Below are 24,237 nucleotides of genomic sequence, written 5' to 3'. Positions count from 1 at the left end.
CCCCCCCCCCCCCCCCCCCCCCCCCCCCCCCCCCCTCCCGGGCCCCCGGGGCCCGGGCCCCCCCCCCCCCCCCACTTCTCGCTCACCTAGTGAGATCAGCGATTACTCGCCGGAGTGAGCGTTCTTTCGGCGCACGAGCACGAACGCGGTGCCGAGCGCGAGGAGCGCACCACCCGCGGCGAACAGCGCGATGCTGCCTGCCGAACCGGTGAGCGGGAGGCTCGGGAGGTCGCCCTCATCCGCGCCAACCTGCGTGTTCAGCACCTTGACCGCAGCGTTGTCGCCGGTGACGTCGAGGAGCATTCCGCCGTTGAGACCCTTGAAGCCGGCCGGAGTCTTCGTCTCGTAGACGCAGTACTTGCCCTCGGCGAGGACCATGTTCGGCGTGTTGCCCTGGTCGTCAGAGACCTGCTTCTCGAACGCGGGCTCGGTGTCAGCGGCGGGAGTCGCTGCGCAGTCGGTCGCGGCGTCAGCGGCCGGGTAGACCGAGAACTCCGCGCCGGCCAGCGGCACGAGATCCTGGGCACCCTTGTACTTGGCCTGCTTCTCGATGTGGGCACCGGCAAAGAAGCTCTCGGGGTCGACGACCGACGGGCCCTTGCCGTCCTCGGTCGACTTACCGTTGATCGTGATCTTCGCCTCGTTCTTGGTCGTGCCCGTTCCCGTAGCGTCGGCCTTGATCGTGAGGATGAGCTTGCCGCCGATGTTCGCGTCGAGCTTGGCGAGACCGGTTGCGGTCAGCTCGAACGCAACTTCGTCCCCGCCCTTGCCGGTCGGGTCCGAGAGCGTGTAGTCAGCCGCGTCGAGCGCAACCTCGGTGCCGCCGGCCGCGAGGAGCTTGACGGTTCCGCCCGTGTAGGTGATCACCGTGTCGAGCTTGTCGCTGATGCGGAACTCGTCGTACGTGTTGCCGGCGGCGAGCGGGTTGATCGGGACGGTGACGTCCCACTCGACCTTGTCGCCGATGATCTTGTCGTCCTTCGTCGCGCCGGAGCCGACGATGACGTTCTTCGGGTAGATGTGCGGGTTGTAGTTCCAGTTCCCGTCGGCACCGGTGCCCGTGTAGGGCACGGTGAGGAGCGTCGGCTGCGCGGCAGCGACGGCCCCCTCGGCGGGGGTGCTCTCCCAGACCACGTACGCCTTGTCGGCGGGGAGGTCGGCGAAGGTGGCTGCGCCGGTGCCCGCGTCGGTCTTCTGCTCGGCGACACAGTTGGTGAGGGCGAGGGTGGTGCCCTTCTCCGTGACGACGGGCTGGCCGCCCGCGGCGTCGGGTGCGATGGTGACGTCCTTCAGACGCTCCCAGTCGGCGGACACGGACAGGTCGATGCCCTCGACGGCGCAGCTCGTGAAGCCCGCGACGAGCGGCTTCGCGCCGCCGAGATCCGGGAGTTTCGTGCCGTCGTTCGGGCCGATGCTGGCGTCTTTCTGCTCGAGCTTGTAGACCGTGATCGAGCCGGTGCCGCCGTCGCCGGGGGCGGCGAATGCGGGGCCCGCAAGCATGCCCAGGCTTCCCAGGGCGAGGGCGGCGCCAGCAGCAGCGGCGATCCCTCGGTTGCGGCGAATTGTCGGATTATTCACTGTGTATTCCTTTCGAAGGGGGGAGGTGAATCTTTGCGCCGGGCCCCGGTGCGTATTCGGGGGCCGGGAGTCTCGCGGGAATATCGGCCCGGTGGTCGTGCGGACCGGATCTCGTCCGCACTGGCTCACCGCTGTTGTGGTGCGCCCGGCTCGCACCTGGCACAAACTTCAGATCGGGAGTGTGTTCTGAGTCGATGGAACCGGGGCAAACGCTCCATTTCGGGGCATTTACCCTGGTTTCCGCCTGTTTTTCCACCGGTACCTGCGCTCACACGCTGACCATCGGCATCGAACCACCGCGGTTGGCCGGCTAGCGGGCGCTGGCCGGGAGCCCGGGGAGCGAGGAGATCCGCACCTCGCCCCCCGGTGGCTAGATTTCCGTCCGGAGACGGATGACGCGGGCGAACCGCCGCTGAGCGCATGCTGCGCCGGTGAGGGCGAGTGCTGCGAGCCCGCCAAGGGTGAATATCCAGCTGCCCATTCCGCCGGTGAGCGGAAGGCCGGGGAGGTCGCCTGGACTCGCTGCAACCGCGCGGAAGACCTCATGAGTTCCCTGCAGCACGGTCGTCGAAGGGGCGTCCGCGCGCACCCAGCAGCGCTCCTCCGCTCGACCGGGTTCGGGCGCGGCGGCTGCGCACGCCTGATCAGCAAGGTCCAACCGCTCGATCCCGACCAGCGACAGCCCGGCGGGCGCCTGGACATCGAGCGCGTACTTTCCTGGCCGGGTCACGGCGCTCGACGACTCCTGCGACAGCTGAAAGGCGGTGCCCCCGCCCTGGGCTTCTGGCGCATTCGCGGTACGCGACGTTCGCGCCTCCCCCTGTCTGGCATCAACCGGGGTGCCGGAGAGCGACCAGCCCGCCGCTGCGGGGAGCGTCTGGCCCCCGATGCGTCGCGTCACGAGGGAGGTGTGGCTCGTCTGCTTCGAGAACGTGCAGGTCACCGGCGCGTCCACGGTGTCCGTACCCGCGATCCTGAGCTGGTTCTTTGCGGGGTCAAACACTGACGCAGGAAGGACATTGCCCGCTGCATCCGCGCAAACGGCGTCTCCACGCCTGTTGTACAGCGCTGCGATCGGGTCCGTTGCGGTACCACCCGCGAGCCGTTCTCCGAGCGTGTACGTCACGTCGCGCTCGAGCTTTGCCGCTGCACCGCCGCTGATCACCTGTTCGACGTCACCATTCGTGACAAACACCTCCCAGTTCGTCGGTGCCGCGTTCGGCAGACCGGGAGCCGGATGCGCGACGGCCACGATCGACTCCGTGCCGATGATCGGTACGTCAAGAGCGATCGAGAGCGTGCAGGCCGGAGTCGACGGCGCGGACTCGTTCCCCGCCCTGTCGACTTGAATCACAGCGACGTCGTGCGCCCCCGGGGTGAGGTCCTTCGCAAACGTGTAACTCCAGTTGGCGCCCGCCACCTTCGCCTCACCGACCCGGTCACCGTCGAGCAGCACAAACACCTTCGCGCCCTCCTCGACGCCCGATCCACCGATGGTCGGGCGGAGCTCCGCTGAGGGAGCCGCCGGGCAGTCCAGCGCGGGAGGCGCCGGTGCGTTGTGATCGACGGTGAAGGTGACGCCCCAAGCCGTCGGATTCTCGGCCTGATTGGGGTTCGACGGCTTGCTCGTCGTGTTGAACACGGTGTCCTGCTCCGTCTGCGTCGCGACTACGGAGTAGGGGCCGTCCGCAAGCGGCGTCTTCGGCGTGTACGTGAACGCCCAGGTTCCGTCCGGCTGCACGATGACCTCGCACGGGCGCTCCTCACAGGAGCGATCACCATCGAGGATCGTTTCGAGATTCGGATCGTTCGCGTCTGTGATCGGGCCGCCCGCCGTGAACTTCAGTGAGATGGAGTGTCCGGGCGTTCCCGTTCCCGCAATCTTGGCCACCTGGTTCTCCGTGGTGACCGTGCCGTCCACCGGGGAGGTGATGACCGGGATCCCCGGTCGCGGAATATCGTAGTTGTAGAACGCCGAACCGATCGTGAATGCCTGGTCCAAGGCCCGAGCGGTCAGAGCGCCATCCGCAAACAGGTCACCTTTCTCGTAGGAGATCACCTGCCCGCGAGTATTATCGAGCACCCGATCCGGATTACCAGCCTCGGGCCACACGAGCAGACGGTAGTACCCCGTCCCGCCGGCCCCTCGGAGATCAATCTCGCCCTCGACCCCCACCTTTTCGGTGAGACCCTGCGCCGCGGCTTCAGCGGTATATCGCATCGTCGGCTTCGGTCCGACCGGCGGGGCGTTCTTCACAGCCTGGGCGGTCGTACCCGCGAACTCCTGCCCGCTTCCGTGCGGTTCCACCCCGGTGACGTGGATCGGCGCCGAATTGATCGTCGTGGCGAGCGAACCGTCCTCCTTCACCCACGCGTACCAGAAACTCGTACTCACCGATCCCGCCGGCCCCATGGTCGGAAGTTGGTATGCGAAGTTCATGATGTCGGCCGCCACCGAGTTCGCGGGCATGACGCCAGCGGGCTGACCGTTCAGGCCGTAGTCGAGCACCTGCCCCCAGTTGGCCTGGCCGCCGGACCAGAGTCCATACCTCGTCTTCTGCTGGACCTGCGAGATCGGTCCGGCAACATAGTCCTTCCCTCGAGTGTTCTCGTAGATGTGGTAGCTCACCTCGTGCCTGGTGAGCGCGCTGCTTACCCAGGCCGAGGAGGTCGGGTTCGGATCGTTCGACCGCTCATAACTGAAGTAGAGCTGGCCCTTCGTCTCACGGCCGCCGAGCACATTGTTCTCGGGGTTGAGCACGGGATTCATCTGGCCCTCGATCGAAATGACGAGGTAATCGTTCACGCCCGCCGTAATCACCTTGTGCACGGTGTAGTGGAAGGCCTGGTTCCGCGCCCACAGCTCGGCGCCCTCCGCTTTGAAGGTGTTGATGTAGTTCATGCTCAGATCGAGCGGTTTGCCACTTCCGGTTTCGCCTCGCGCGTCGTACCCCAGTCGGAGGTAGCTCCCGTCGACCTGTTGAAGATCTCCGGTCTTCTCGTTGACGTAACCGTGCGGCACCTTGAGCACGAGATCCGCGCGGAGCTCGCCGACCTGGGAGATCATGCGATCGTTCCGGCCCAGAATGCTGAAGACCTGGGGCTGCTTCACGGGCTCCGCGCTCTGCACTGCGGGGCCCACCGCGACCGCGTCGGAGGCCGGCCCTGCGGGCAGTTGCGCCATCGATGCAGCGCCGACGATCAGAACGGCGAGCGTCCGGCTGAGCCATCGCCCGGCCCTGCGCCTTTGGCGATCGATTGGTTTGACCTGAGTCGCCCCATTGAGCAGCCTCCGCATTTTGCATTTCTCCTATCTCACCCAGCAATGAGCGCACCGTGGTGTCTCGTACCCCTCGATGCAACTCCAAACGGCCCATTGAAATGAGGCGTTCAGCCCACTTTCGGCCCGCTTTTCCACCGCCGGATCAGGCCCTGAGCGGATCGATCCGGAGCGTCATGGCCGAAGGCCTCGTGCCGTTCGCCCCACGCTGTTACGCTGCAGACGTGCGCTTACTCCGTCGTAGCCTCGCGATCCTCGCCGGTCTCCTCACGGTCGCCCTCGTGGCCGCCGTTGGCGCCTATTGGTGGCAGCGACCCATGATCCTGACCGGCACCGGCTACGCCGCCCACAACGCCTGCGCCGTTTCCCATGTCGCCGGCCGCGAGAACCCGGAATCGGACCTCCCGCCCAATCCCCTCGTCCCGTACCTCGACGCCGAGGTCACCGAGCGAGGCGCAACGGCCTCACTGCTCGGCGTGCTCGCCACGCAGCGGGCCGTCGCCACCGATGGCGCTGGCTGCACCCTCACCGATGGCCGTCCCGACGTGGCCGACGCGACGCCGATCGACGGCACGAAGAACCCCCTCACCACGGCCCCCGCTCCCCCGTCTGAACCGGCAATCGACGCCGCTCTGGCGAAGGCCTTCGGCGACGATCTCCCCGACGCCGAGCGGACGGCCCTCGGCACCCGCGCGGTCGTCGCGCTGAAGAACGGCAAGCTCGTCGGCGAACGCTACGCTGAGGGCTTCGACGCGCGAACCCCGCAGCTCGGCTGGTCGATGTCGAAGAGCGCGGCGTCGCTCCTCACCGGGATCATGGTCCAGCGGGGTGAGGTCCGACTCTCGGATTCCGAGCTGCGCCCCGAGTGGACCGACGACCGATCTCAGATCACGATCGAGGAGCTGCTCCGCATGACGAGCGGACTCCAGTGGGACGAGACCTACGATCTCGGCACCCCGATCACCCGCATGCTCTACCTCGAGCCCGACATGGCCTCCTACGTTGCGAGCCTCCCGCTCGCCCACGAGCCGGGAACTGCTCAGCAGTACTCCAGCGGATCGACGACCCTGCTCTGCTCGGTCCTCGCGGAACGGAGCGGCCTCGGGAGCGACGTGATGAACCAGCGGCTGCTGGCGCCGCTCGGGCTTTCCTCAGCGGTCATGGAACCCGACGGCGCCGGGACGCCCGTCTGCTCGTCCTACCTGTGGATGACCCCGCGGGACTGGGCCGCCCTCGGGCAGTTCGCGCTGCAGGACGGCGTCTGGAACGGCGACCGCCTGCTCCCGGCGGACTGGATGCGGAAGTCGCTCGACGTGCACGCCACCGAGTCGACCGATGACCCCGGGTTTGGCATGAGCTGGCGCGTGAACGTGCTTCCCGACGGATCGATCCGCTGGCCCGAGCTCCCCCGTGACACGTTCTACGCGACCGGTCACGACGGCCAGAAGGTGATCGTGATCCCCTCGCAGGATCTCGTGGTCGTGCGCATGGGCTTCACCCCGGAGGCCGACGCTGAGCCGTCGCAGGTGCGGCTCGCGGCGGACCTCATCGCGGCGACGCGCTGAGCCCCGCAACGGGAACGGACGGCGTGGCGGTCGCGAGGCGCGAAGGAAAGGGGACCGCCCCGCCAGGCATACCGGGGGGACAGATGCGGGCGGGGCGGTCGCGGGGGGTGGTCGGCCGGAGGGGGAGTCCGACGGACCGTCACAGTAGACGCTGTGTTCAGGGGAGCAGATCTACTGTGAGTTCATGACCTCCTGCGGACGGGAGGGGCCGGTCGCGCCGAGTGCGCCGAGCGGCGGAAAGGCCGTGAAGACGGGAGGTGCCCACGGGGATCCAGGCGGCCGAGGCGCGGATGCGCGAGCGGTCGCACCCGATCTCGCGCCGGCATCCCGGGCGTGATCGCGCGTGCCCGTTCGGGTACGCAAGTTCCTCTGCATGGCCGTGTCTCCCCAAAGACTCTCCCCCACTGCACCAGAATGGTGCCGTGGCATTTCGTGCGTTAAGACTACACGAAGAATCGTTCTCGCGCGTAACGGAACAGGGAGTTTTCTGAAGTCGGTCCATCGGGTTGGGGAGCGCACCGAAACTCCGGTCCCGTCCCGAACGGGAGGCGTTGAGACACCCCCGGCGGTTGGACGTGTTCCGCGCACACGAAAAGGGGCGGCTCCGCAAACATATCGCGGGGCCGCCCTGGGGTGCGAGATCGGTGAAGAGAAGGAACCGTCAGCGCTCCCCCGCAAGCGCCCCGATCGCAAAGGATGCGATGTCGAGGATCGGCACGGGAGTCAGCGCGGCGATCTCCCGCCGGAAGCCCGGCAGCAGCGTGCACTCGAGAACAAGCGCCCCAATTCCAGCGAATCGGCCCCCTTCCGCGGTCTCCCTTTCGAGCACAGCGACAACGCCTGAACGGAGCAGGTCCAGGTCCCATCCGTTCTTATACCCGTGGTCATTGGTGAGAATTCCGTCCCATCCAGGCTGGTCCTGCAGGCCGAGGATCTCGAGACGATCCGCGAGGTCATGATCCTCGAGCAGCCGCCGCGCGAGCGGCTCGGAGACTGTAAGCACCCCAATCGGCGCATCCGTCAGCATGCCCGCGGTCGAGAGCAGGTCCAGTCCGCTCGTGATGGTCGTTCCGAGCGGTCGGCCCTCACGCCTCGCGTACTGGAAGAATCCGCAATCGGTTATGACGAGCGAGCAATCCGCGAGTCGTTCGCGGGCATCCCAGAAGCCGGCGAGCGCTGCCGGATCGCCCGCGACGAGCGGTTCGACGCGCGCCCCTCGCGCCACGGCGTACGCAACTGGGATACCGGGCCAGCTGCGCGGGTTCTCGAAGAACCCCACGGGGTTGTCGCTGATCCCCGGGGCGTCATCTGTCAGACATTGCAGCTCATCGACCTCGTACGAATCGAGGTCGCACAGGATCACGCCGAGCTTCGCACTCGACCGGGCGTTCGCCTGACTTTCGTCGCTCATCAGCTTATTTTTCCGTGGAATCGGCCCCGGCGGCGGCCTTCGCCGCGGCGCTTCCCACGACGGCGACCGCGTTCACCTCGACCCGGATCCCCGGGAGATTCAGTTCCTCGCCGATGAGGATACCGGTTGCGGTCGGACCGGGCTCCGGGAAATATCCGAAGCGGATGTCATAGGTTCGCTGCCACTCCTCGAAGCTCAGTTCGCCCGCGTAGAAGGTATTGAACTGCACGACGTCGCCCATCGTCCCTCCGAGATCCTCGATCACGGCTTTCAGGGACTGCATGACCGAGTGGCACTGGGCGACAACGTCTCCCGGGTTGCGAACATTGCCGTTCTCGTCGAGGTCTTCCTGCCCGCCGACCCAGATCATGTCGCCAACCCGAATTCCGTGGCTGTGGTTGATCTGGAAGCGACCGGGAACCTGCCAGTGACCAGGGACGTTTGCGTGGCGCCGTTCAAGATTCATCTTCGTTCTCCTTGCGTGAGGTGATCAGGTGGCCCCAGTCTGCAAGCTCGAACTCCGCAACGGGATACCTCGAGGCCCGTGATCTCTGATGCCACGGCAAGGAAGTGTGAGGCTTAGCTCGATGCTGATCCGGTGTTCGACTCAAGCGGCGGGAGGGCCGCTGCGGCATCACGAATCTCCTGCACGACGGTTCTCACGATCGGCCTACGGAGATCTGTCCGCCGCGTCACGGCGAGCAGTCTCCTGCCGAGAGCAGGCCGTTCGAGCGGGAAGAGCTGTACTGGGGCGACAGCTCGGTCGACAGAGAGCGGCGGGAGCACGGAAATGCCGCGCCCGCGCGAGATCGACTCGATCAGAAGCAGGAGGTCGGCGGTTTGCCAGCGCACGTTCGGTTCGAAGCCTTCCGCCCGGCAGGCGAAGCGCACCGCCTGGCCGCAGGCGCCCGGTTCCTCTGGCATGACCCACCGCTCCCGCTTGAGGCCCTTCAGGTTCACGGGCCGCGGGGCCTCAAATTCGGGCGAGGTCACGAGCACGAGCGATTCCCGCAGCAATTCGGTTGTGTGCAGATAGTCGGGAAACGCCATCGGCACGTTGTCGTAGATGTCGATCACTGCGATGTCGAGGGTCCCCGCGAGGAGGGCATCGATGCTCTCGACGGGCTCAATCACGCTCACCGCGAGCTCGACTCCTGGGAGCTCCTCCTCGAGGTGCTCCGCGACGCCGAGGAGCATCGATCGAGCAACTGAGGGAATCGCCCCGATCCGCACACGACCTGCCAATTCCTCACTCAGTTGGTCCATCTCGGCTCGAGTCGCCTCGAGCGCCTGCACCACACTCCGAGCGTGCTCCACGAGGCGCTCCCCCGCCCCGGTCAGATAGACGGCCTTGGGCGAACGATCGAGGAGCCGGGTGCCGGCTTCCCGCTCGAGTGCGCTGATCTGCTGCGAGACCGCAGATGCCGTCACGTCGAGGGCCCGGGCGGCGCCGGCGAGAGATCCTTGCCGAGCGACCTCAATGAGGAGCCGCAGTCGGGGGACGTCCGGGAGGGAGTGGTCGGCCATGCGTGCCATTCTTTCACCTTTAGTTGCACTAATTGTGAAATATCTTCTATCGTAAGCTGAACTTACCTCACTCGTACACTCGTTTTCTGGAGGGACACCGATGTCTCACCCCAACCCCTCACCCACCGACAACAAATTCTCGCCCCAGCGGGGTGACGACAGCTCCCGGGCAGCGCACCGCATCTCCGCGGCCGTCGAGCGGCTCCGGCCTGAGTTGATGTCTCTGAGCAGGGAAATCCACGAACATCCCGAGATCGGATTCGCGGAGCACCGGTCCGTGCGCACGGTCGCCGAATTCCTCGAGGGGCAGGGCTTCGCGACCAAGATCGGCGAGTGGGGTCTCTCCACCTCGATCCTCGCGCAGCAGGGCAAAGGCTCACCCCGAGTGGCGATACTTGCCGAGTACGACGCGCTTCCCGGTGTCGGGCACGGCTGCGGGCACAACGTGATCTGCGCGGCCGCCGTCGGCGCCTTCATCGGCCTCGCGCAAGAACTCGCGTCCCTCGACGGAACAGTACGGCTGATCGGAACGCCAGCCGAGGAGAATGGCGGAGGCAAGGAGGTCCTCGCGCGCGCCGGGGCCTTCGACGACATCGACGCGATCGTCATGCTCCACCCATTCACCGGGCCCGAAGAGGTCGCAAACTTCGCCTCACTCGCAGTGCGAGACGTCGAGGCCACATTCCGAGGCACCGCTGCGCACGCCTCATCCGCCCCGCACGAGGGGAGAAACGCGCTCGACGCGGCCCTCGCGAGCTACCAGGGGATCGCGGCGCTCAGGCAGCACATCCTCGCCACCGATCGCCTGCATGCAATCGTCAGCGAGGGCGGGGCGGCCCTCAACGTCGTTCCGGACCGCGCCGGTATCGTCGTGGAGGTTCGTTCGGCATCGACCGAGGGACTCCGGGATCTCTCACACCGTGTGCAGCGCGTCCTCGAGGGCGCCGCCCACATGATGGATGTCCGGTTGGAAACTCGCTGGGATCCATTCCCCCCGTATCTTCCCGTCCGCAGCAATGCTGCACTCGCAGGACAGTACCTCGAACACATGCGGGCGCGCGGCCGACAAATTGAAACCGGATCAAGCGCACCCTCCGCCGGTGGCTGGTCGACGGATTTGGGAAATCTCAGCGTGCGGGTCCCCGCGATCCACCCGACGATCAGCATTTCTCCGGAGGCCGTCCCCATGCACACCGAAGAGTTCGGGCGCCGCGCGATCAGCGATGCGGGCGACACCGCCGTCATCGACGGCGCTATCGGGCTCGCCGCCACCGTCGCCGATTACCTGCGGGACTCCGATCTCCGCGAGCGCGTGCGCCTGGAGTTCGAGGCGGCGGGCGGCCGGATCGACGTGGAGCGGCTCCTTACGCCGCCGGATCGCGATCCGGCCGACCGGCCGGCGTCAGGGCCGAGCTCATGCTGAATCCGGTGCACCTCCGCACCTTCCTCGTTGTCATGCGGACGGGATCGTTCGCCCACGCCGCCCGTGAGATCGGGTACACAAGCTCCGCAGTGTCCCAGCAGGTTGCGGCGCTCGAGCAGGCGGTTCATGCGACCCTCTTCGAACGTGACGCACACAGCATTCGCGCCACCAGGGCGGCACTCTTCCTCGCCGACCGGACCGCCGATATCCTTCACGAACTCGATTCACTCGAGGCCGACATGCGCGGGCTGAGTGCTGACGGCCTCCACCAGCTTCGCGTCGGGTGCTTCTCCGCTGCGGGCGAGCATCTCCTCGCCGCCGGGGTGGCGCATTTCCTCCGGGCGAACCCCGGCGTTGACATTCAGCTCGACGAGGGGGAGCCCGAGGAAATGGTCGGCAAGCTGCGCGATGCCCAGCTCGACCTCGCGATCGTTCACGAGTACGGCCCCGCAACGCGCCAGCGGTTCCGCGGGGTCAAGACGACACCGATCCTGCACGAGGAGCTCACCTTACTGCTCCCAGAGCGGCACCCGTACGCGGACGCCGAATCTATTCCGCTCGAGGCCCTCGCCAACGAGGATTGGGTTTCGACTCGCGCCGAGTCCGCGAACGACGCCTGCCTGCTCCAGATGGCGGCCGAGGCCGGATTCACCCCCCGAATATCGGTCCGCGGGAATCACTGCGAGGCGCTGCAGTCCCTCGTGCAGGCGGGACTCGGGATCGCGCTGGTTCCATCGCTGTCATTCCGAGTTTCGGCCCGAGTCGTTCCCCTCAGAATAGACGGCGCGTTCCAGCGCCGTGTCGTAGCTCTGCAGCGTGGGACGCCGCAGAACTCCCTGATCGACGGGGTACTCCGGAGTCTGATGTACACGGCAGCTCAGCTCGCGGAGCGGTTCCCCAGCATCGCGCTGCCCGGCGGTGATTCCACCGCCCCCGAAGAACTCCGGGTGGCCTCTGCCGCGTGAGGCCGAGGCCACCCGGAGCCCCGGCTACTTCACGAGCCACGCATCGCCTGTGTCGGCGGATGACCCCGGAAGCCCGTGCTTCTTGAGGATCTTCTTCAGCTCTCCCGAGCCCTTCATTTCAGAGATGTGCGTGTTCAGGGCGTCGAGCAGCTTCGCATTCTCGAGCGACACCGGATAGCAGGTCTGCGGAGGCCTGAGAGAGGCAGCAACGGCAGGATCGGGCTTAATGACCTTGACCTTCCGGTCCGGGGCGTGAAGCGGCGCATCGCCGTAGCCGTCGAGGGCGATGGTGATGCGCCCCACCTTGAGGTCTTGATACATGTCGTTCGCCGACTTATACACCTTCAGGCCGTCCTGGAGATAGGCTTTCGCATCCTTCACCCAGAGGTAACCGTCAACGGTGCCGACCCGCTTCCCACGGAGCTGCGATAGCTCGTCAAGCCCCTCGGAGGAGACGACGGCCATTTCATCGAGATACACCGGCTCGGTCAGTGCCACGACCTTCGCGCGATCGGCAGACCGCCACCACGCGCCCGCGGCGACGTCCGCCCGTCCACCCTGCACCGCGGGAATAACCGCCGCGGTGGCGACGGGAGCCGGGGTGATGGTGAGGCATTCCTTCGCAGCGAACGACTCGAGAATGTCCGCGTCGACGCCCTCGATCCCCCCGTCGTTCGTCGGAGCAACGAATGGCGGAAGCGAGTAGAGCGATACCGTGAGCGTCCCCGGGGCGACGGTGCTGAACGTGTCGGCGGGCTTGCAGCCCTTGGGCACGGACGCACCACCGCTCGCCGCGGGTGCGCAGCCTGCGGTTCCGACGGCGAGCGCCGCCAGGGCGAGGCCAGCGAGTAGTGCACGTGGTTTCATTTCATTCTCCTTTGGTGGTTATGCGGTGACGGGCGCTTGATGGCGCGCGAGCCGCCGTTCGATACGAGCGCTCATCCAGCTCGCGGGGATGGTGATCATCAGGTACAGCAGGCCGGCGAGGGACAGAATGCTCAGGTACCGGAACGTGTTGGACCCGATCGAATAGGCCTGCGACATCAGTTCGGGAACCGCGATCGAATAGGCGAGCGAGGTCGCCTGGAAGATCATGATCGAAAAGCCGACGAGCGGCGGAATCGCAATCCTGATCCCCTGCGGAATGACGACGAATCGAAGCGCATCGAGCCGGGACATCCCGAGTGCGTCAGCGGCTTCGACTTCCGCCTCGGGGACCGCCTGCAGCCCGCCACGCATGATCTCGCTGGTGTAGGCCGCAGTTGTCAGGCTCAGCGCGATGACGGAAGCCGCGAACGAATCCAACGCAGTGCCAACCGTTGGGAGCCCGAAGTAGATGAGCTGCAGTACGACCAGCGCGGGAGTTCCCCTCCCGATCTCCACCACGATCAGCACAATCATTCGTAGAATACGGTTCCTGGCGAGGGAGCCGATTGCGAGGAGTAGTCCGCCTGCCAATCCGACGACGAGAATCACCGCGGTCAGTCGGAGGCTCACCCACAGACCCGACAGCAGCGTGGGCAGATAGGTGGTCAAATCTTCGAAGAAACTCATCTCGCTACCCGCTTTCGAAGTCGCGCGTCCAGCCGCCGTGTCAGCCACGCGCAGGGAATGGTCATCGCGATGTACAGGCCTGCTGCGAAGAGGAACGGGGTGATCCCATCTGCCGTCTTGCTCGCCTCCTGATTCGCGAAAAACACGATGTCCTGAACCCCGATCACGGAGGCGATCGATGAGTCCTTGAGTAGGCCGATCGCGTAGGCTGCAGCCGCCGGGATCGAGACCCGCAGCACCTGCGGCCCGATCACGTCGCGAAGAATCGCCAGCCGAGAAAGCCCGAGCGCGTCACCGGCCTCCCACTGCCCCCGGCTTATCGCGGCGAGCCCACCGCGATAGATCTCCGCCATGTAGGCCGCGGTCACGACGCCAAAACCGATGACGGCGGCGGCAAGCGAACTCAGCCGGATCGCACCGCTGCCGATTCCGAAATACAGGATGAAGAGCCAGACGAGCGGCGGGACCCCCCGCACCACTTCGATGCCCACGCGGGCGGCGCCCCGCAGCAGCGTGAATCTGGAGTTCCGCGCGAGCGCGAGCGGAACAGCGGCGACCGCGCCGATCGCGAACGCGCAGACCGTGACGATCAAGGTCATGAGTATGCCCTGCGCCACCATCGAGAGGTGTTCCATGGTCAGCGCTCCAGCACGGCTCGGAGGAACTGCCGTGTACGGTCCTGCGTTGGAGCGGTGAACACCTGATCAGGATCACCCTCCTCGAGGATCGCCCCGTCGGCCATCACGACGACGCGGTCCGACACGTTGCGCGCGAATTGCATCTCGTGGGTGACGACCACCATGGTCATCCCCTCGTCGGCGAGCTCCCGCATGACGGCGAGAACCTCAAGCCCGACCTCCGGATCGAGTGCCGAGGTCGGTTCGTCGAAGAGCATCACCCGCGGGTCAAGAGCGAGTGCTCGGGCGATCGCGATCCGCTGCTGTTGGCCCCCGGAACATCGTCCGGGAAACTGGTCGGCCTTGTGCGCGAGACCGACACGTTCGAGCAGTTCGAGCGAGCGCGCGTTCGCCTCCGCCGTGCTCCGACCCAGCACGCGCTCTTGCGGGAGAGAAACATTGCGGAGCACGGTCATGTGCGGAAAGAGGTTGAAGGATTGGAAAACCATCCCGACGTTTCGCCGTAGCGCGACAAGTGCACTGCGGGGAATCGCGGAACCGGTATCGACCCGGTACCCCTCGACCGTGACCCTGCCGCTATCGGGCATCTCGAGCAGATTGACGCACCGGAGGAGCGTGCTCTTTCCCGCGCCACTTGGGCCGATGATCGCGACGACCTCGCCCTCTCCGATCGACAAGGACACGTCGTTGATGACGGTGTGTTCTCCATACCGCTTCACCACCGACTCGATGGACACGGCCGGCCGGCTGCCGCCCTCTGGTCCTTGCATCACGCACCACGCTCCTCAGTGATCGATTCACGGACGACGTGCCGAGGAACCTGCCGGACAACCCATACTGCGGGCTCGTCAGTGTTCGGTGCTGCGGCATCGTCGTCGCTCTTACGCTTCTCGGGATTAGTGTGAAGGACGACGGCACGGCCCGCCATGCCGAGAGAGAGCGTCTCGGTGGGGGTAGGACAAGAAGGTCTTGGGCTGGCGGTGAGCGCTTGCGCGTTTCAGCGGCCGATCAGGGAATTGGGCCGATCTCGAGCCCCAGATCTGTGGTCACCTGACTCCTGGCAGTGCGACACAGAAATCGTGTCAGTACGGGTCCGGTTCGCCCCACTGATGGGCGCTCGACGCACTCGTCAAGCAGAGAGTCCGTGCGCACCGGGGCGAGAGAACCCTTGGTCTCCCCGGATCACCTCAACGACCGTGTGCGAGCATCGCCCTACTCCTCCGGGCCAGGGTCAGCGGATCTGGCACTTATCATCGGCAGCATCCAAGACTTCATCGCCCCTGCTCCAGCGTTTCAATCGGTCCGGTGAAGGGAATCCGAAGTGCCGGATCAGCGTCGGCGAGCTCGGTCGGGCGCTCGTGATCGACCCGTTCGCGACGCTGTCATTCGAACTCTAGGCGGACCACCGCACGGTGCTCATGCGTGTCCAAGACGACTCGCCGACGCGGTCCTGCACGTTGGTGTTCCGCGGCCCCGGCTAGCGCTCGAGCACGACGGCGAGGCCCTGGCCCACGCCGATGCAGATCGCAACGACCGCGATCCCTCCCCCGCGACGTCGGAGCTCGTGCGCGGCGTGCCCCAGGATCCGGCCCCCGGAAGCGCCCAGGGGATGCCCGATCGCGATCGCCCCACCGTGAACGTTCACCCGCTCGGGGTCGAGCTCCGGCCATCCGGCGATGCACGCCAGACTCTGCGATGCGAACGCCTCATTCAGCTCGACGACATCGACCTCGTCCCAGCGCCTCCCCGCCCGCGCGAGCGCGCGATTCGCGGCCTCAATCGGCGCGATCGGGAAGTCGTCCGGATCGACGCCGTGCGCCGCCCGCCCCGTGATTCGCGCGAGGGGCTCGCCGGGCAGCACCCCCTCGCGTCCCAGGAGCACAGCAGAGGCGCCGTCGTTGATCGAGGAGGAGTTCCCCGCGGTGACGGTTCCGGTGCCGGCCCCTGCGAACAGGGGGCGCAGCCCCGCGAGCTTCTCGAGGGTGGTCGATTCCCGAATCCCCTCGTCGCGCGCGAGTTCGCTGCCCGGAACCGGCACCACCTCCCGTTCGAACACCCCGTTGTCCCAGGCCGCGGCGGCGAGCCTGTGAGATCGGAGCGCGAAGGCGTCCTGAGCCTCGCGCGGGATCCCGCGTCGCTCCGCGACCAGCTCGGCGGCCTCGCCATTCGAGATCGTCCACGGGATCGGGAGTTGCGGGTTCACCATTCGCCAGCCGATCGCCGTGTTCCATGCGGTCTGGTTGCCGGTCGCGGGCCACGGCCGCGGTGACTTCTCCAGCACGTACGGCGCCCGGCTCATCGACTCGACGCCGCCCGCCAGAATGAGCTCCGCGTCCCCGGACTCGATAGCCCGGGCACCCTGGATCGCGGCCTCGAGCGATGACGCGCACAGTCGATTGACGGTCACCCCGGGCACCGCGGTCGGGAATCCGGCGAGCAACGCCCCGAAACGGGCCACGTTCCGATTGTCCTCACCCGCCTGATTCGCATCGCCGAAGATGACATCCGCGAGCCGGCCGGGATCGGCGCCGGCACGGTCGACGATCGCCCGCATCACGACCGCGGCGAGGTCGTCGGGCCGCACTCCGGCGAGCGCGCCGCCGGCACGCCCGAACGGGGTGCGAAGCGCATCGTAGATCCAGGCCTCAGCCACGATCGACCTTCCCGTCCTGGCCGGGCCCACCGAGCGAGAGGCCGGTCAGCTCCTCGAGCTCCGCGACGGTCGTATCGCCGAACGTCTCGCGCACCACGAAACCGTGCTCAGTGACGTCGAACACCGCGCGATCCGTGTAGACCCGGGTCACGCAGCCGACCCCCGTCAGGGGGTAGCTGCACGCGGAGACGAGCTTGGAGTCTCCCGTCTTCGTGAGGAGGTCCGTCATGACGTACACCGACTTCGCCCCGATCGCCAGGTCCATTGCCCCGCCGATAGCGGGAATCGCACCGGGGGTTCCCGTCGACCAGTTGGCGAGGTCCCCGTGCTCCGACACCTGGAACGCGCCGAGTACGCAGACGTCGAGGTGCCCACCCCGCATCATTCCGAACGAGTCTGCGTGGTGGAAGTACGCGGCTCCGGGCAGCGCCGTCACGGCCTGCTTCCCCGCGTTGATGAGGTCGGGGTCGATCCGATCCGCCTCGGGCGCACCGCCCATGCCGAGCATGCCGTTCTCCGTGTGCAGAATGATCTCCAGGTCCGTGGGGAGAAAGTTCGCCACGAGCGTGGGGGCGCCGATCCCGAGGTTCACGATCGAGCCCTCGGGAATGTCGGCGGCGATTCGGGCCGCGAGGGCGTCCCTGCTGATTCCCCTGCTCATCGTTCTCCTCCGTTCTGCTGGGTGGCACCCGCGCCCGCGTCCGCGTTCACGTCCGCAAGCGGGCGGCCCTCGAGGTCGACGCCACCGACGAAGGCACCGTCACGCACCCACCGCCGCTCCCCGACCGCGACGACACGATCGACGAAGATCCCCGGCGTGACGATCGCCTCCGGATCGAGGTCGCCGAGCGGGAGGACCGCGTCGACCTGCGCGATCGTCGTGTGCGCGGCTGCTGCCATGATCGGGCCGAAGTTGCGCGCGGTCTCGCGGTACACGAGGTTCCCCCAGCGATCGGCCGCCCGCGCGCTGATCAGCGCGAAATCTGCCCTGATCGGGAATTCGAGCAGGTACCGGCGCCCGTCGATCTCGCGCTCCTCCTTGCCGTTGGCGAGTTCGGTTCCCACGCCAGTCGGCGAGTAGAACGCCCCGATGCCCGCACCCGCCGCGCGGATCCGCTCCGCGAGGTTGCCCTGCGGGACCAGCTCGAGCTCGATCGCGCCCTCGCGGTACAGCCCGTCGAACACCCACGAGTCCCGCTGCCTCGGAAACGAGCAGATGATCTTGCGCACGCGACGCCTCGCGAGTAGCGCGGCGAGGCCGGTGTCGCCGTTGCCGGCATTGTTGTTGATGATCGTGAGCCCGGAGGCTCCCTGCTCGATGAGCGCGTCGATGAGCTCGACGGGCTGGCCGGCCCTCCCGAAGCCACCGATCATCACGGTGGCGCCATCGGGGATCCCCCTGACGGCTTCGGCCACGGAGGCCGTCGTCTTGTCGATCATGTCAGTCCTTCCCTGGGTTCGGGATCGGGCGAGCCAGGGACACTGGATTTCCCGATCAGAGTGCGGTGCACGTGGCAATCCCCCTGTTCAGCCGCGACGTCCGGCGACCGTGCGAACCCCGTCGATGATCACGCGCAGCCCGTCGCGGAACAGTTCGGGCTCGATCACGATCGGCGGAAGCAGCCGGATCACGTTTTCGTGCACACCGTTCGTGAGAGCGAGCACCCCGTTCGCGTGACAGTACTGCGAGACGGCCTTCGCGGCGTCCGGCGCGGGTTCGAGAGATTCGTCGTCGCCGAACTCGATACCGATCATTGCTCCGCGGCCGCGCACGTCGATCACCCCAACTCCGGATCCGACCAGGGGTTTCAGCATCTCGTCCGCAATTTCGCCGAGCGCTTCGGCCCGTTCGAGCACCCCGCCTCCGTCGAACTGCTCGAACACGGCGAGCGCGGCCTCGCACGAGAGCGGATTGCCCGCGTAGGTGCCGCCCAGACCGGCGGGATGCACGGCGTCCATGACCTCGGCGGCACCGGTGACGGAGCTCAGCGGCATGCCGTTGGCGAGCGCCTTGGCGGCGACCAGCAGATCGGGGACCACCCCGTCGTGCTCGATCGCCCAGATCTTGCCGGTGCGGCCCATGCCGCTCTGCACCTCATCGGCGATGAGCAGGATCCCGAACTCGTCGGCGATCTCGCGGAGACCGGCGAGGAATCCGGGCTGCGGGGGCAGGCAGCCAGCTTCGCCGAGAATCGGTTCGATGATGATCCCGGCGAAGGTTGCCGGATCATTGTCGATCAGGATCCTCCTCACCTCGTCGAGACAGGGAGCGACGGAGGCGGCGGTCTCGCGCGGGCCAGCAGGCACCGGCGCGTGGAAGACATCCTCGGAGAAGGGGCCGAAACCGGTCTTGTACGGCTTCTCCTTGGAGGTCAGCGACATCGTCATGTACGTGCGGCCGTGATAGCCCCCGCGGAACGCGATGAAGCGACGGCCGCCCGTGACATAGCGCGCGATCTTCGCCGCGTTCTCGTTCGCCTCGGCACCGGTCGAGAACAGTGCCGTGCGCTTCTCGTGATCGCCGGGTGCGTGCGCGTTGAGCCACCGGCAGACCTCGACATAGCTCTCGTACTCGGTGGTCATGAAACAGGTGTGCGTGAAGCGATCCAGCTGAGCAACGAGGCGTTCCCTCACGCGCGGGTGCGAGGCCCCGAGCGCCGTCGGTCCGAGGCCGGACGCGAGATCGATGATCTGATTGCCATCGACGTCGCGCAGGATGCCGCCGTCCGCTCGCTCGATGAAGACGGGCAGCTGGGCGCCGAAACCGTTCGACACCTGCGCCCGGCGCTCGACCATGAGTTCCCGTGAGCGGGGCCCGGGGATCTCGGTCTCCAGGTGCCGCTGCTGGGCGAGCGGTTCCGCTGTTCCCTGCTGGATTTCAGTGAGCGTCATTGCCGCGTCCCTCCATGAATTCTGCGATGAAGCCGGTGTTGAATTCTCCGCTTCGGAATTGCTTGCTGTCCAGCACTTCCGCGTGGAAATCTGCCGTTGTGACGACCCCGTCGATGCAGAGTTCGCCGAGCGCGCGCAACGCCCGTTCGATCGCCTCGTCTCGGGTTTGTCCCCAGCAGATGAGCTTCCCGATCATCGAGTCGTAATACGGCGGGATCGTCGAGCCCTGCTCGATGTGCGAGTCGAGTCGCACTCCGAAGCCTCCGGGAACGCGGAGCTGCCTCACCGTTCCCGGGTTCGGGGCGAAGCCGCGATCAGCGTCCTCCGCATTGATCCGGCACTCGATCGCGTGGCCCCGCAGGGACACGTCCTCCTGCCTGATCGTGAGCGGGAGACCGCCGGCAATCTGCAATTGCAGCTTGATCAGGTCGATTCCCGAAACCATTTCCGTCACGGGATGCTCCACCTGGATCCGAGTGTTCATCTCGATGAAGAAGTACTCGCCGGAGACGTTGTCATAGACGAACTCCACCGTGCCGGCGTTGACGTAGCCCACTTCCTCGCAGAGCGCGACCGCCGCCCGTGCGAGACCCTCGCGGGTCGCGGCGTCGAGCACGGGTGACGGCGCCTCCTCGACGAGCTTCTGATTGCGGCGTTGCGCGGTGCAGTCGCGCTCCCCCAGGTGCAGCGTCGTCGATCCGTCCGAGATGACCTGGATCTCGATGTGCCGGATGTCGGTGAGGTAGCGTTCGATGTAGACGGACGGATCGCCGAACGCGACGTCGGCCTCGGCCATGATCTCCGCGAGGTCCCTCGCGAGCGTCTCGGCCGACTCGACGACGCGAAGGCCGCGCCCGCCACCGCCCGCTGCGGCCTTGATCAGGAGGGGAAACCCCACCTCTGCCGCGACTCGTGACGCCTCATCCGGATCCGCGATCGCGCCATCCGAACCGGGCACCGTGGGAACGCCGGCCCGACGCGCGATCTTCTTCGCCTCGATCTTGTCGCCCATCCGTCGAATGATCTCCGCGGATGGGCCGACGAAACCGACGCCCTCTTCCTCGCACTGGGCGACGAAATCGGGGTTCTCCGACATGAACCCGTATCCCGGGTGGATCGCATCGGCCCCGCTCGCCTGAGCGGCCGAGATCACCGCGGTCGCATTGCGATAGCTGAGGTTCACCGGCGCGGGACCGATGCAGATGGCCTGATCAGCAAGGCGAGTGGGGAGCGCATCGCGATCGGCCTCCGAGTGGACGAGGATGCTCCGGATCCCGAGCTCGCGGCACGCCCTGATCACGCGCAGGGCGATCTCGCCGCGGTTCGCGATCAGGACGCTGTCGAGTCCCGCGCTCACGACGCGTCCCGCTTGATGACGATCAGCGGCTGTCCGAACTCGACGAGCGACTCGTTCTCCGCGAGGACGCGGACCACGGTTCCGGACACGCCAGCCTCGACGTTGTTCATGAGCTTCATCACCTCGACGATGCCGAGCACCGTATCGGGCTGGACGCGGTCACCGACCGAGACGAACGTCGGCGCGCCCGGCTGGGGCGAGGCGTAGAACGTTCCCACCATGGGCGCCGCAACGACGGTCTCGTCGGCGGCGGGCTCAGCAGAATCCCGGTCGGGGGTCGGAGCGGCCTGCGCCGCCGCCGAGGCCACGACCGGTGCTGCCGCGGCGGCCGGCCGCTCCGTGTGCGCCGCGGCCGGGGCGACAGCCGCGGCGGCCTGTGCCGGCTCCGCGGCAGGGGAAGGGGTCGGCGCTGCGGCGAGCGCCCCGCCCGCGGCGGGAGCGAACGGCGAGCCGGAGCTCTGCCCATTGCGCGAGATGTGCAGCTCAACATCGCCGACCCTGAGCGACAGCTCGCGAACGTCCTCCGCGACATTCACCCAGTCGACGATGGCCTTGAGCTCCGTGATATCGGGCGTGTGATTCGTCATTTGTTACTCTCCTTTGTCCATGGCGATCGCGAGATCCCCGCTCGTGAGCACGTGCCGGCCCGTGCCTGCCCCCTCGTACAGCGATCGCACGAGGTCGAGGATCGGCATCCCGGAATCGCCCCGGGAGCCTCCCTCGGCCGCTGCCTTCTTCATCTCGTCGACCTGCGTCCCCGCGAACTGCGCGCGGAGCAGCCACAGATCGATGTCCTCGTCCGGGTAGCGCTCGCGGAGCGAGGGCAGCATGGGCGGGATCGGCGCGGGCTCGTCGGCAATGTTCGAGGCTCCGTTCGCGAGAATCTTCTCGAGCGCCTCGGGGTCGAGGGGCGCGAGGGGCTTGCCGTAGTAGCCGAGCGCGTACTTCTTGACCTCGTTCGGCACGACCCTGTAGCGCTCGCCAGACATCACGTTCATGACGGCCTGGGTTCCGACGTGCTGGGCAAACGGGGTGATCATGATCGGGTAGGCGAGTTCTGCCCGGACCCTGGCGACCTCCTGCATGAGCTCGTCGAAGCGATCCGCGAGTCCGGCCGTCTCGAGCTGCGAGGTGAAGTTCGAGAGCATGCCGCCGGGCGTCTGGTGCATGTAGTGAGTGCCCGTGTACTCGGCGGGAGTTCCGAGCGGTTTGCCCTCGTCCTCCGCGATCCGGCGGATCTTGCTGCTGATCTCGGATACCTGTGCGTCGTCGACGTTCACGGTGTAGCCGAGAGCCCGGAGATCTCTGACGGTGCCCTGCGTGGAGGGCTGCCCGTTGCCCGAGGCGAGCGGGGCGATAGACGTGTGGATCGAGTCCGCGCCGAGTTCAACGGCCTCGAGACAGACGAGCGGGGCGAGGCCCGTCAAGCTGTGGGTGTGCACCTCGAGTGGCCGGTCGCCAATCACGCCCTTGAGCGCGGGGACGAGCGTGCGGATCCGGTCGGGGGTGAGGAGACCGCCGGCGTCCTTCAACATGATCCGGTCGACCTCTGCCCGTTCGATGAGTTCCTGCGCCTTCGCGACGAACAGCTCGTCCGTGTGCACGGGAGACTCGCAGAAGGACACGGCGCCGAAGGTCTCCGCCCCGAGGCGTTTGGCCTGGCGGAGCGCTGCCGAGATGTTGTCGACGTCGTTCAGGCCGTCGAACGCGCCGATCACGCGGAAACCGTTCGCGACGAGACGATCGACCCACGCCTCGATGACATCGTCGGGGAGGAAATCAAAGGTTGCGAGGTTCTTCGAGCGGATCAGGGCGCGGAACTTGGTGTTCGGAGCGTGCCGGTGCATGAGCCGCACCCGCTCCCACGGATCCTCCTTGAGATAGCGGACGGAGACGTCGAACTGGATCGGCGCCATCAGGTCGACGTGCTCGAAACCGGCGGCATCGAACTGCTCCACCATGTCGAGCATGTGGGAGGTGCGCATCCGCGTCGCCCAGATGCTCTGGTGACCGTCGCGGAGCGTCGTATCAATGATCTTCACCTCCCGACGGCTGCCGGCGGGGCGGCCGCCGCGGCTCATCACCTCCGCGATGTTGACCTGTGCGTGCTCAGACATGGTGTGTCGCTCCCTTGCTCGTGTGCGTGGCTGTTCGTGGGGCCGCTCGGCCGGCAATCGTCTGCACCGGGAGGTCCGCCATGGTGAGGAGTCCCGGAGGCAGGTGGGCGGCCGAGGGAATGACATTGGCCGCGACGGACACGGTCGCGCCGGAGCTGTCGATCCGGCTACTCGCGAACTCGATCGTGCGGGCCTCGCTCTCGATCAACCAGCGATCCCCCTCGGGGAACGGATCGCCCTCCTCGAAAATGCCGAAGTCGATGACCGCATCGATCACCACGTCCCCGCCGACGAGCCCGCGGGCCGCGTGGCGGACCACGACGACCGAGTCCGTGTCGAGGGTGAGATGCGAGGTGGCTCGAGGCGCCGGCGCGAGCAGGGCGGCTGCCGGATCGTCGACCTCGATCTCCTCGAGCTGCCAGCCCAGACCTGCGGCGAGCGCCGCCACGGACTCGCGGAACCCGACGTGACCGATCACCTCGCCGCCCGTGCGCGCCCGCGCGAATGCCTGCTCGTCCAGGCCGAAGCCGAACTTCGCGAGGATTCCGCCGTAACCGGACATCTCGGCGGTCCTGCGGACGGTCACTCGGGTGACCTCCGAGGTGAGGCCGGTGAGGAGCAGCGGCAGGGTGTCGAGCAGGATCCCCGGGTTGCAGCCGGTGCCGAGGACGGTGAGCCCCCGCGCAGTGGCCCGCTCGTCGATCCGCGCAGCGATCGTCTGGTGGTCGTAGTGGCCGTATCCCAGCTCCTCTGCGATGCTCACCACGTGCATTCCGCGATCGAGGAGCTCCAGAATCGCCGGCTCGACTCCGGCGATGTGGGAGGTCGTGGCCACGAAAGCGACGTCTGCGTCCGGCGCCTCGGCAATCGACGTGACGACCGGCGCCTCCGGGGCCGCGCCGGGCAGGAGATCGTCGAGCGGGACGCCAGCGAGAGCTGGCGCACGATCGACGGCCCCGATCACGCGGGCGCGTCCGTCGGCGATGACTCGGGCGCCCACCGCGCGTCCAACGGCCCCGAGTCCGACGAGCACCACTCGAGGCGGAATCCGATCAGTCATGTCCACTCCTTTGCGGGTTGCCAAAATCAGCGTCGAACCAGGAGGTCGACGCGCGGGTCATCCGGCCGCGAAGCATCGTCCGCTTCGGCCTGGGGCGGTCGGTTCCGATGGGTGCCGGTGCCCGCTTCCGCTGAGCTGTCCGGTTCTTTCCCCTGCGTCTTCGCTGCGGTGCCGCCCTGTCTCCAATCCTACGAAAAGCGGCGAAGAATCCAGCAGA

At 67.0% G+C, this 24,237-nt stretch carries 20 protein-coding genes; 3 read left to right on the top strand and 17 right to left on the bottom strand.

Features of this window, described 5'->3' with window-relative positions:
* Nucleotides 1-102 precede the first annotated feature (102 nt).
* The gene (locus JD292_RS08195; protein WP_200132242.1) at nucleotides 103-1,578 is read right to left on the bottom strand and encodes a SpaH/EbpB family LPXTG-anchored major pilin; all 1,476 of its coding nucleotides are present in this window, start codon (nucleotides 1,576-1,578) and stop codon (nucleotides 103-105) included.
* Between the two features lie 370 nt (nucleotides 1,579-1,948).
* Complete coding sequence (locus tag JD292_RS08190; protein WP_200132241.1) at nucleotides 1,949-4,762, bottom strand: Ig-like domain-containing protein; 2,814 nt, start codon at nucleotides 4,760-4,762, stop codon at nucleotides 1,949-1,951.
* A gap of 320 nt (nucleotides 4,763-5,082) precedes the next feature.
* On the opposite strand from JD292_RS08190, the gene JD292_RS08185 reads away from it, so the two are divergent.
* Nucleotides 5,083-6,423 (top strand): serine hydrolase domain-containing protein, encoded by a 1,341-nt coding sequence (locus JD292_RS08185; protein ID WP_369411196.1) that lies wholly within the window; start codon nucleotides 5,083-5,085, stop codon nucleotides 6,421-6,423.
* Between the two features lie 661 nt (nucleotides 6,424-7,084).
* Here the strand turns inward: JD292_RS08185 and JD292_RS08180 are convergent.
* The 3 genes from JD292_RS08180 to JD292_RS08170 form a co-directional block, all read right to left on the bottom strand.
* On the bottom strand, nucleotides 7,085-7,834 hold the full coding sequence (locus JD292_RS08180; RefSeq protein ID WP_200132239.1) for an aspartate/glutamate racemase family protein: 750 nt from the start codon (nucleotides 7,832-7,834) through the stop codon (nucleotides 7,085-7,087).
* A 4-nt stretch (nucleotides 7,835-7,838) separates the two neighbouring features.
* Complete coding sequence (locus tag JD292_RS08175; RefSeq protein ID WP_200132238.1) at nucleotides 7,839-8,300, bottom strand: RidA family protein; 462 nt, start codon at nucleotides 8,298-8,300, stop codon at nucleotides 7,839-7,841.
* Nucleotides 8,301-8,413: 113 nt separating this feature from the next.
* Nucleotides 8,414-9,361 carry a LysR family transcriptional regulator gene (locus JD292_RS08170; protein ID WP_200132237.1) on the bottom strand — a complete coding sequence of 316 codons (948 nt, stop codon included), beginning with the start codon at nucleotides 9,359-9,361 and terminating at the stop codon, nucleotides 8,414-8,416.
* A gap of 217 nt (nucleotides 9,362-9,578) precedes the next feature.
* Here JD292_RS08170 and JD292_RS08165 point away from each other — a divergent pair, with 217 nt between their 5' ends.
* Together JD292_RS08165 and JD292_RS08160 are read left to right on the top strand one after the other, a co-directional pair.
* Nucleotides 9,579-10,784, top strand: coding sequence for an amidohydrolase (locus JD292_RS08165; RefSeq protein ID WP_233613822.1), 1,206 nt, complete (start codon nucleotides 9,579-9,581; stop codon nucleotides 10,782-10,784).
* Nucleotides 10,778-11,749 carry a LysR family transcriptional regulator gene (locus JD292_RS08160; protein WP_200132235.1) on the top strand — a complete coding sequence of 324 codons (972 nt, stop codon included), beginning with the start codon at nucleotides 10,778-10,780 and terminating at the stop codon, nucleotides 11,747-11,749. Before JD292_RS08165 ends, JD292_RS08160 begins: the two co-directional genes overlap by 7 nt.
* 24 nt (nucleotides 11,750-11,773) lie before the next feature.
* On the opposite strand, the gene JD292_RS08155 is transcribed toward JD292_RS08160, so the two are convergent.
* The 12 genes from JD292_RS08155 to JD292_RS08100 all read right to left on the bottom strand — a co-directional run bounded on the left by JD292_RS08155 (nucleotide 11,774) and on the right by JD292_RS08100 (nucleotide 24,020).
* Nucleotides 11,774-12,616, bottom strand: a complete 843-nt coding sequence (locus JD292_RS08155; RefSeq protein ID WP_200132234.1) for a substrate-binding periplasmic protein — start codon at nucleotides 12,614-12,616, stop codon at nucleotides 11,774-11,776.
* Nucleotides 12,617-12,634: 18 nt separating this feature from the next.
* Nucleotides 12,635-13,351 carry an amino acid ABC transporter permease gene (locus JD292_RS08150; protein ID WP_369411195.1) on the bottom strand — a complete coding sequence of 239 codons (717 nt, stop codon included), beginning with the start codon at nucleotides 13,349-13,351 and terminating at the stop codon, nucleotides 12,635-12,637.
* Nucleotides 13,300-13,923 (bottom strand): amino acid ABC transporter permease, encoded by a 624-nt coding sequence (locus tag JD292_RS08145; RefSeq protein ID WP_233613820.1) that lies wholly within the window; start codon nucleotides 13,921-13,923, stop codon nucleotides 13,300-13,302. Before JD292_RS08145 ends, JD292_RS08150 begins: the two co-directional genes overlap by 52 nt.
* 17 nt (nucleotides 13,924-13,940) lie before the next feature.
* Entirely contained in the window at nucleotides 13,941-14,711 is a 771-nt protein-coding gene (locus JD292_RS08140; RefSeq protein ID WP_200132264.1) for an amino acid ABC transporter ATP-binding protein, read from the bottom strand.
* Between the two features lie 707 nt (nucleotides 14,712-15,418).
* Nucleotides 15,419-16,594 carry a thiolase family protein gene (locus tag JD292_RS08135; protein WP_200132232.1) on the bottom strand — a complete coding sequence of 392 codons (1,176 nt, stop codon included), beginning with the start codon at nucleotides 16,592-16,594 and terminating at the stop codon, nucleotides 15,419-15,421.
* Nucleotides 16,587-17,255: a 3-oxoacid CoA-transferase subunit B gene (locus JD292_RS08130; RefSeq protein WP_200132231.1), complete on the bottom strand. Its 669-nt coding sequence runs from the start codon at nucleotides 17,253-17,255 to the stop codon at nucleotides 16,587-16,589. Before JD292_RS08130 ends, JD292_RS08135 begins: the two co-directional genes overlap by 8 nt.
* Nucleotides 17,252-18,034: a 3-oxoacid CoA-transferase subunit A gene (locus tag JD292_RS08125; RefSeq protein WP_200132230.1), complete on the bottom strand. Its 783-nt coding sequence runs from the start codon at nucleotides 18,032-18,034 to the stop codon at nucleotides 17,252-17,254. Before JD292_RS08125 ends, JD292_RS08130 begins: the two co-directional genes overlap by 4 nt.
* 87 nt (nucleotides 18,035-18,121) lie before the next feature.
* On the bottom strand, nucleotides 18,122-19,486 hold the full coding sequence (locus tag JD292_RS08120) for an aminotransferase class III-fold pyridoxal phosphate-dependent enzyme (protein WP_200132229.1): 1,365 nt from the start codon (nucleotides 19,484-19,486) through the stop codon (nucleotides 18,122-18,124).
* Entirely contained in the window at nucleotides 19,473-20,843 is a 1,371-nt protein-coding gene (gene accC, locus JD292_RS08115; RefSeq protein WP_200132228.1) for an acetyl-CoA carboxylase biotin carboxylase subunit, read from the bottom strand. The genes JD292_RS08120 and accC overlap by 14 nt, the downstream gene beginning before the upstream one ends.
* Entirely contained in the window at nucleotides 20,840-21,430 is a 591-nt protein-coding gene (locus JD292_RS08110) for an acetyl-CoA carboxylase biotin carboxyl carrier protein (RefSeq protein ID WP_200132227.1), read from the bottom strand. The genes accC and JD292_RS08110 overlap by 4 nt, the downstream gene beginning before the upstream one ends.
* A 3-nt stretch (nucleotides 21,431-21,433) precedes the next feature.
* The gene (locus JD292_RS08105) at nucleotides 21,434-22,960 is read right to left on the bottom strand and encodes a pyruvate carboxylase subunit B (protein ID WP_200132226.1); all 1,527 of its coding nucleotides are present in this window, start codon (nucleotides 22,958-22,960) and stop codon (nucleotides 21,434-21,436) included.
* The gene (locus JD292_RS08100; RefSeq protein ID WP_200132225.1) at nucleotides 22,953-24,020 is read right to left on the bottom strand and encodes a hypothetical protein; all 1,068 of its coding nucleotides are present in this window, start codon (nucleotides 24,018-24,020) and stop codon (nucleotides 22,953-22,955) included. Before JD292_RS08100 ends, JD292_RS08105 begins: the two co-directional genes overlap by 8 nt.
* Between the last annotated feature and the right edge of the window lie 217 nt (nucleotides 24,021-24,237).

The organism is Leucobacter edaphi (genome assembly GCF_016522535.1).
Taxonomy (GTDB): Bacteria; Actinomycetota; Actinomycetes; order Actinomycetales; family Microbacteriaceae; genus Leucobacter; species Leucobacter edaphi.
This window is presented reverse-complemented; position numbering and strand designations above follow the sequence as displayed.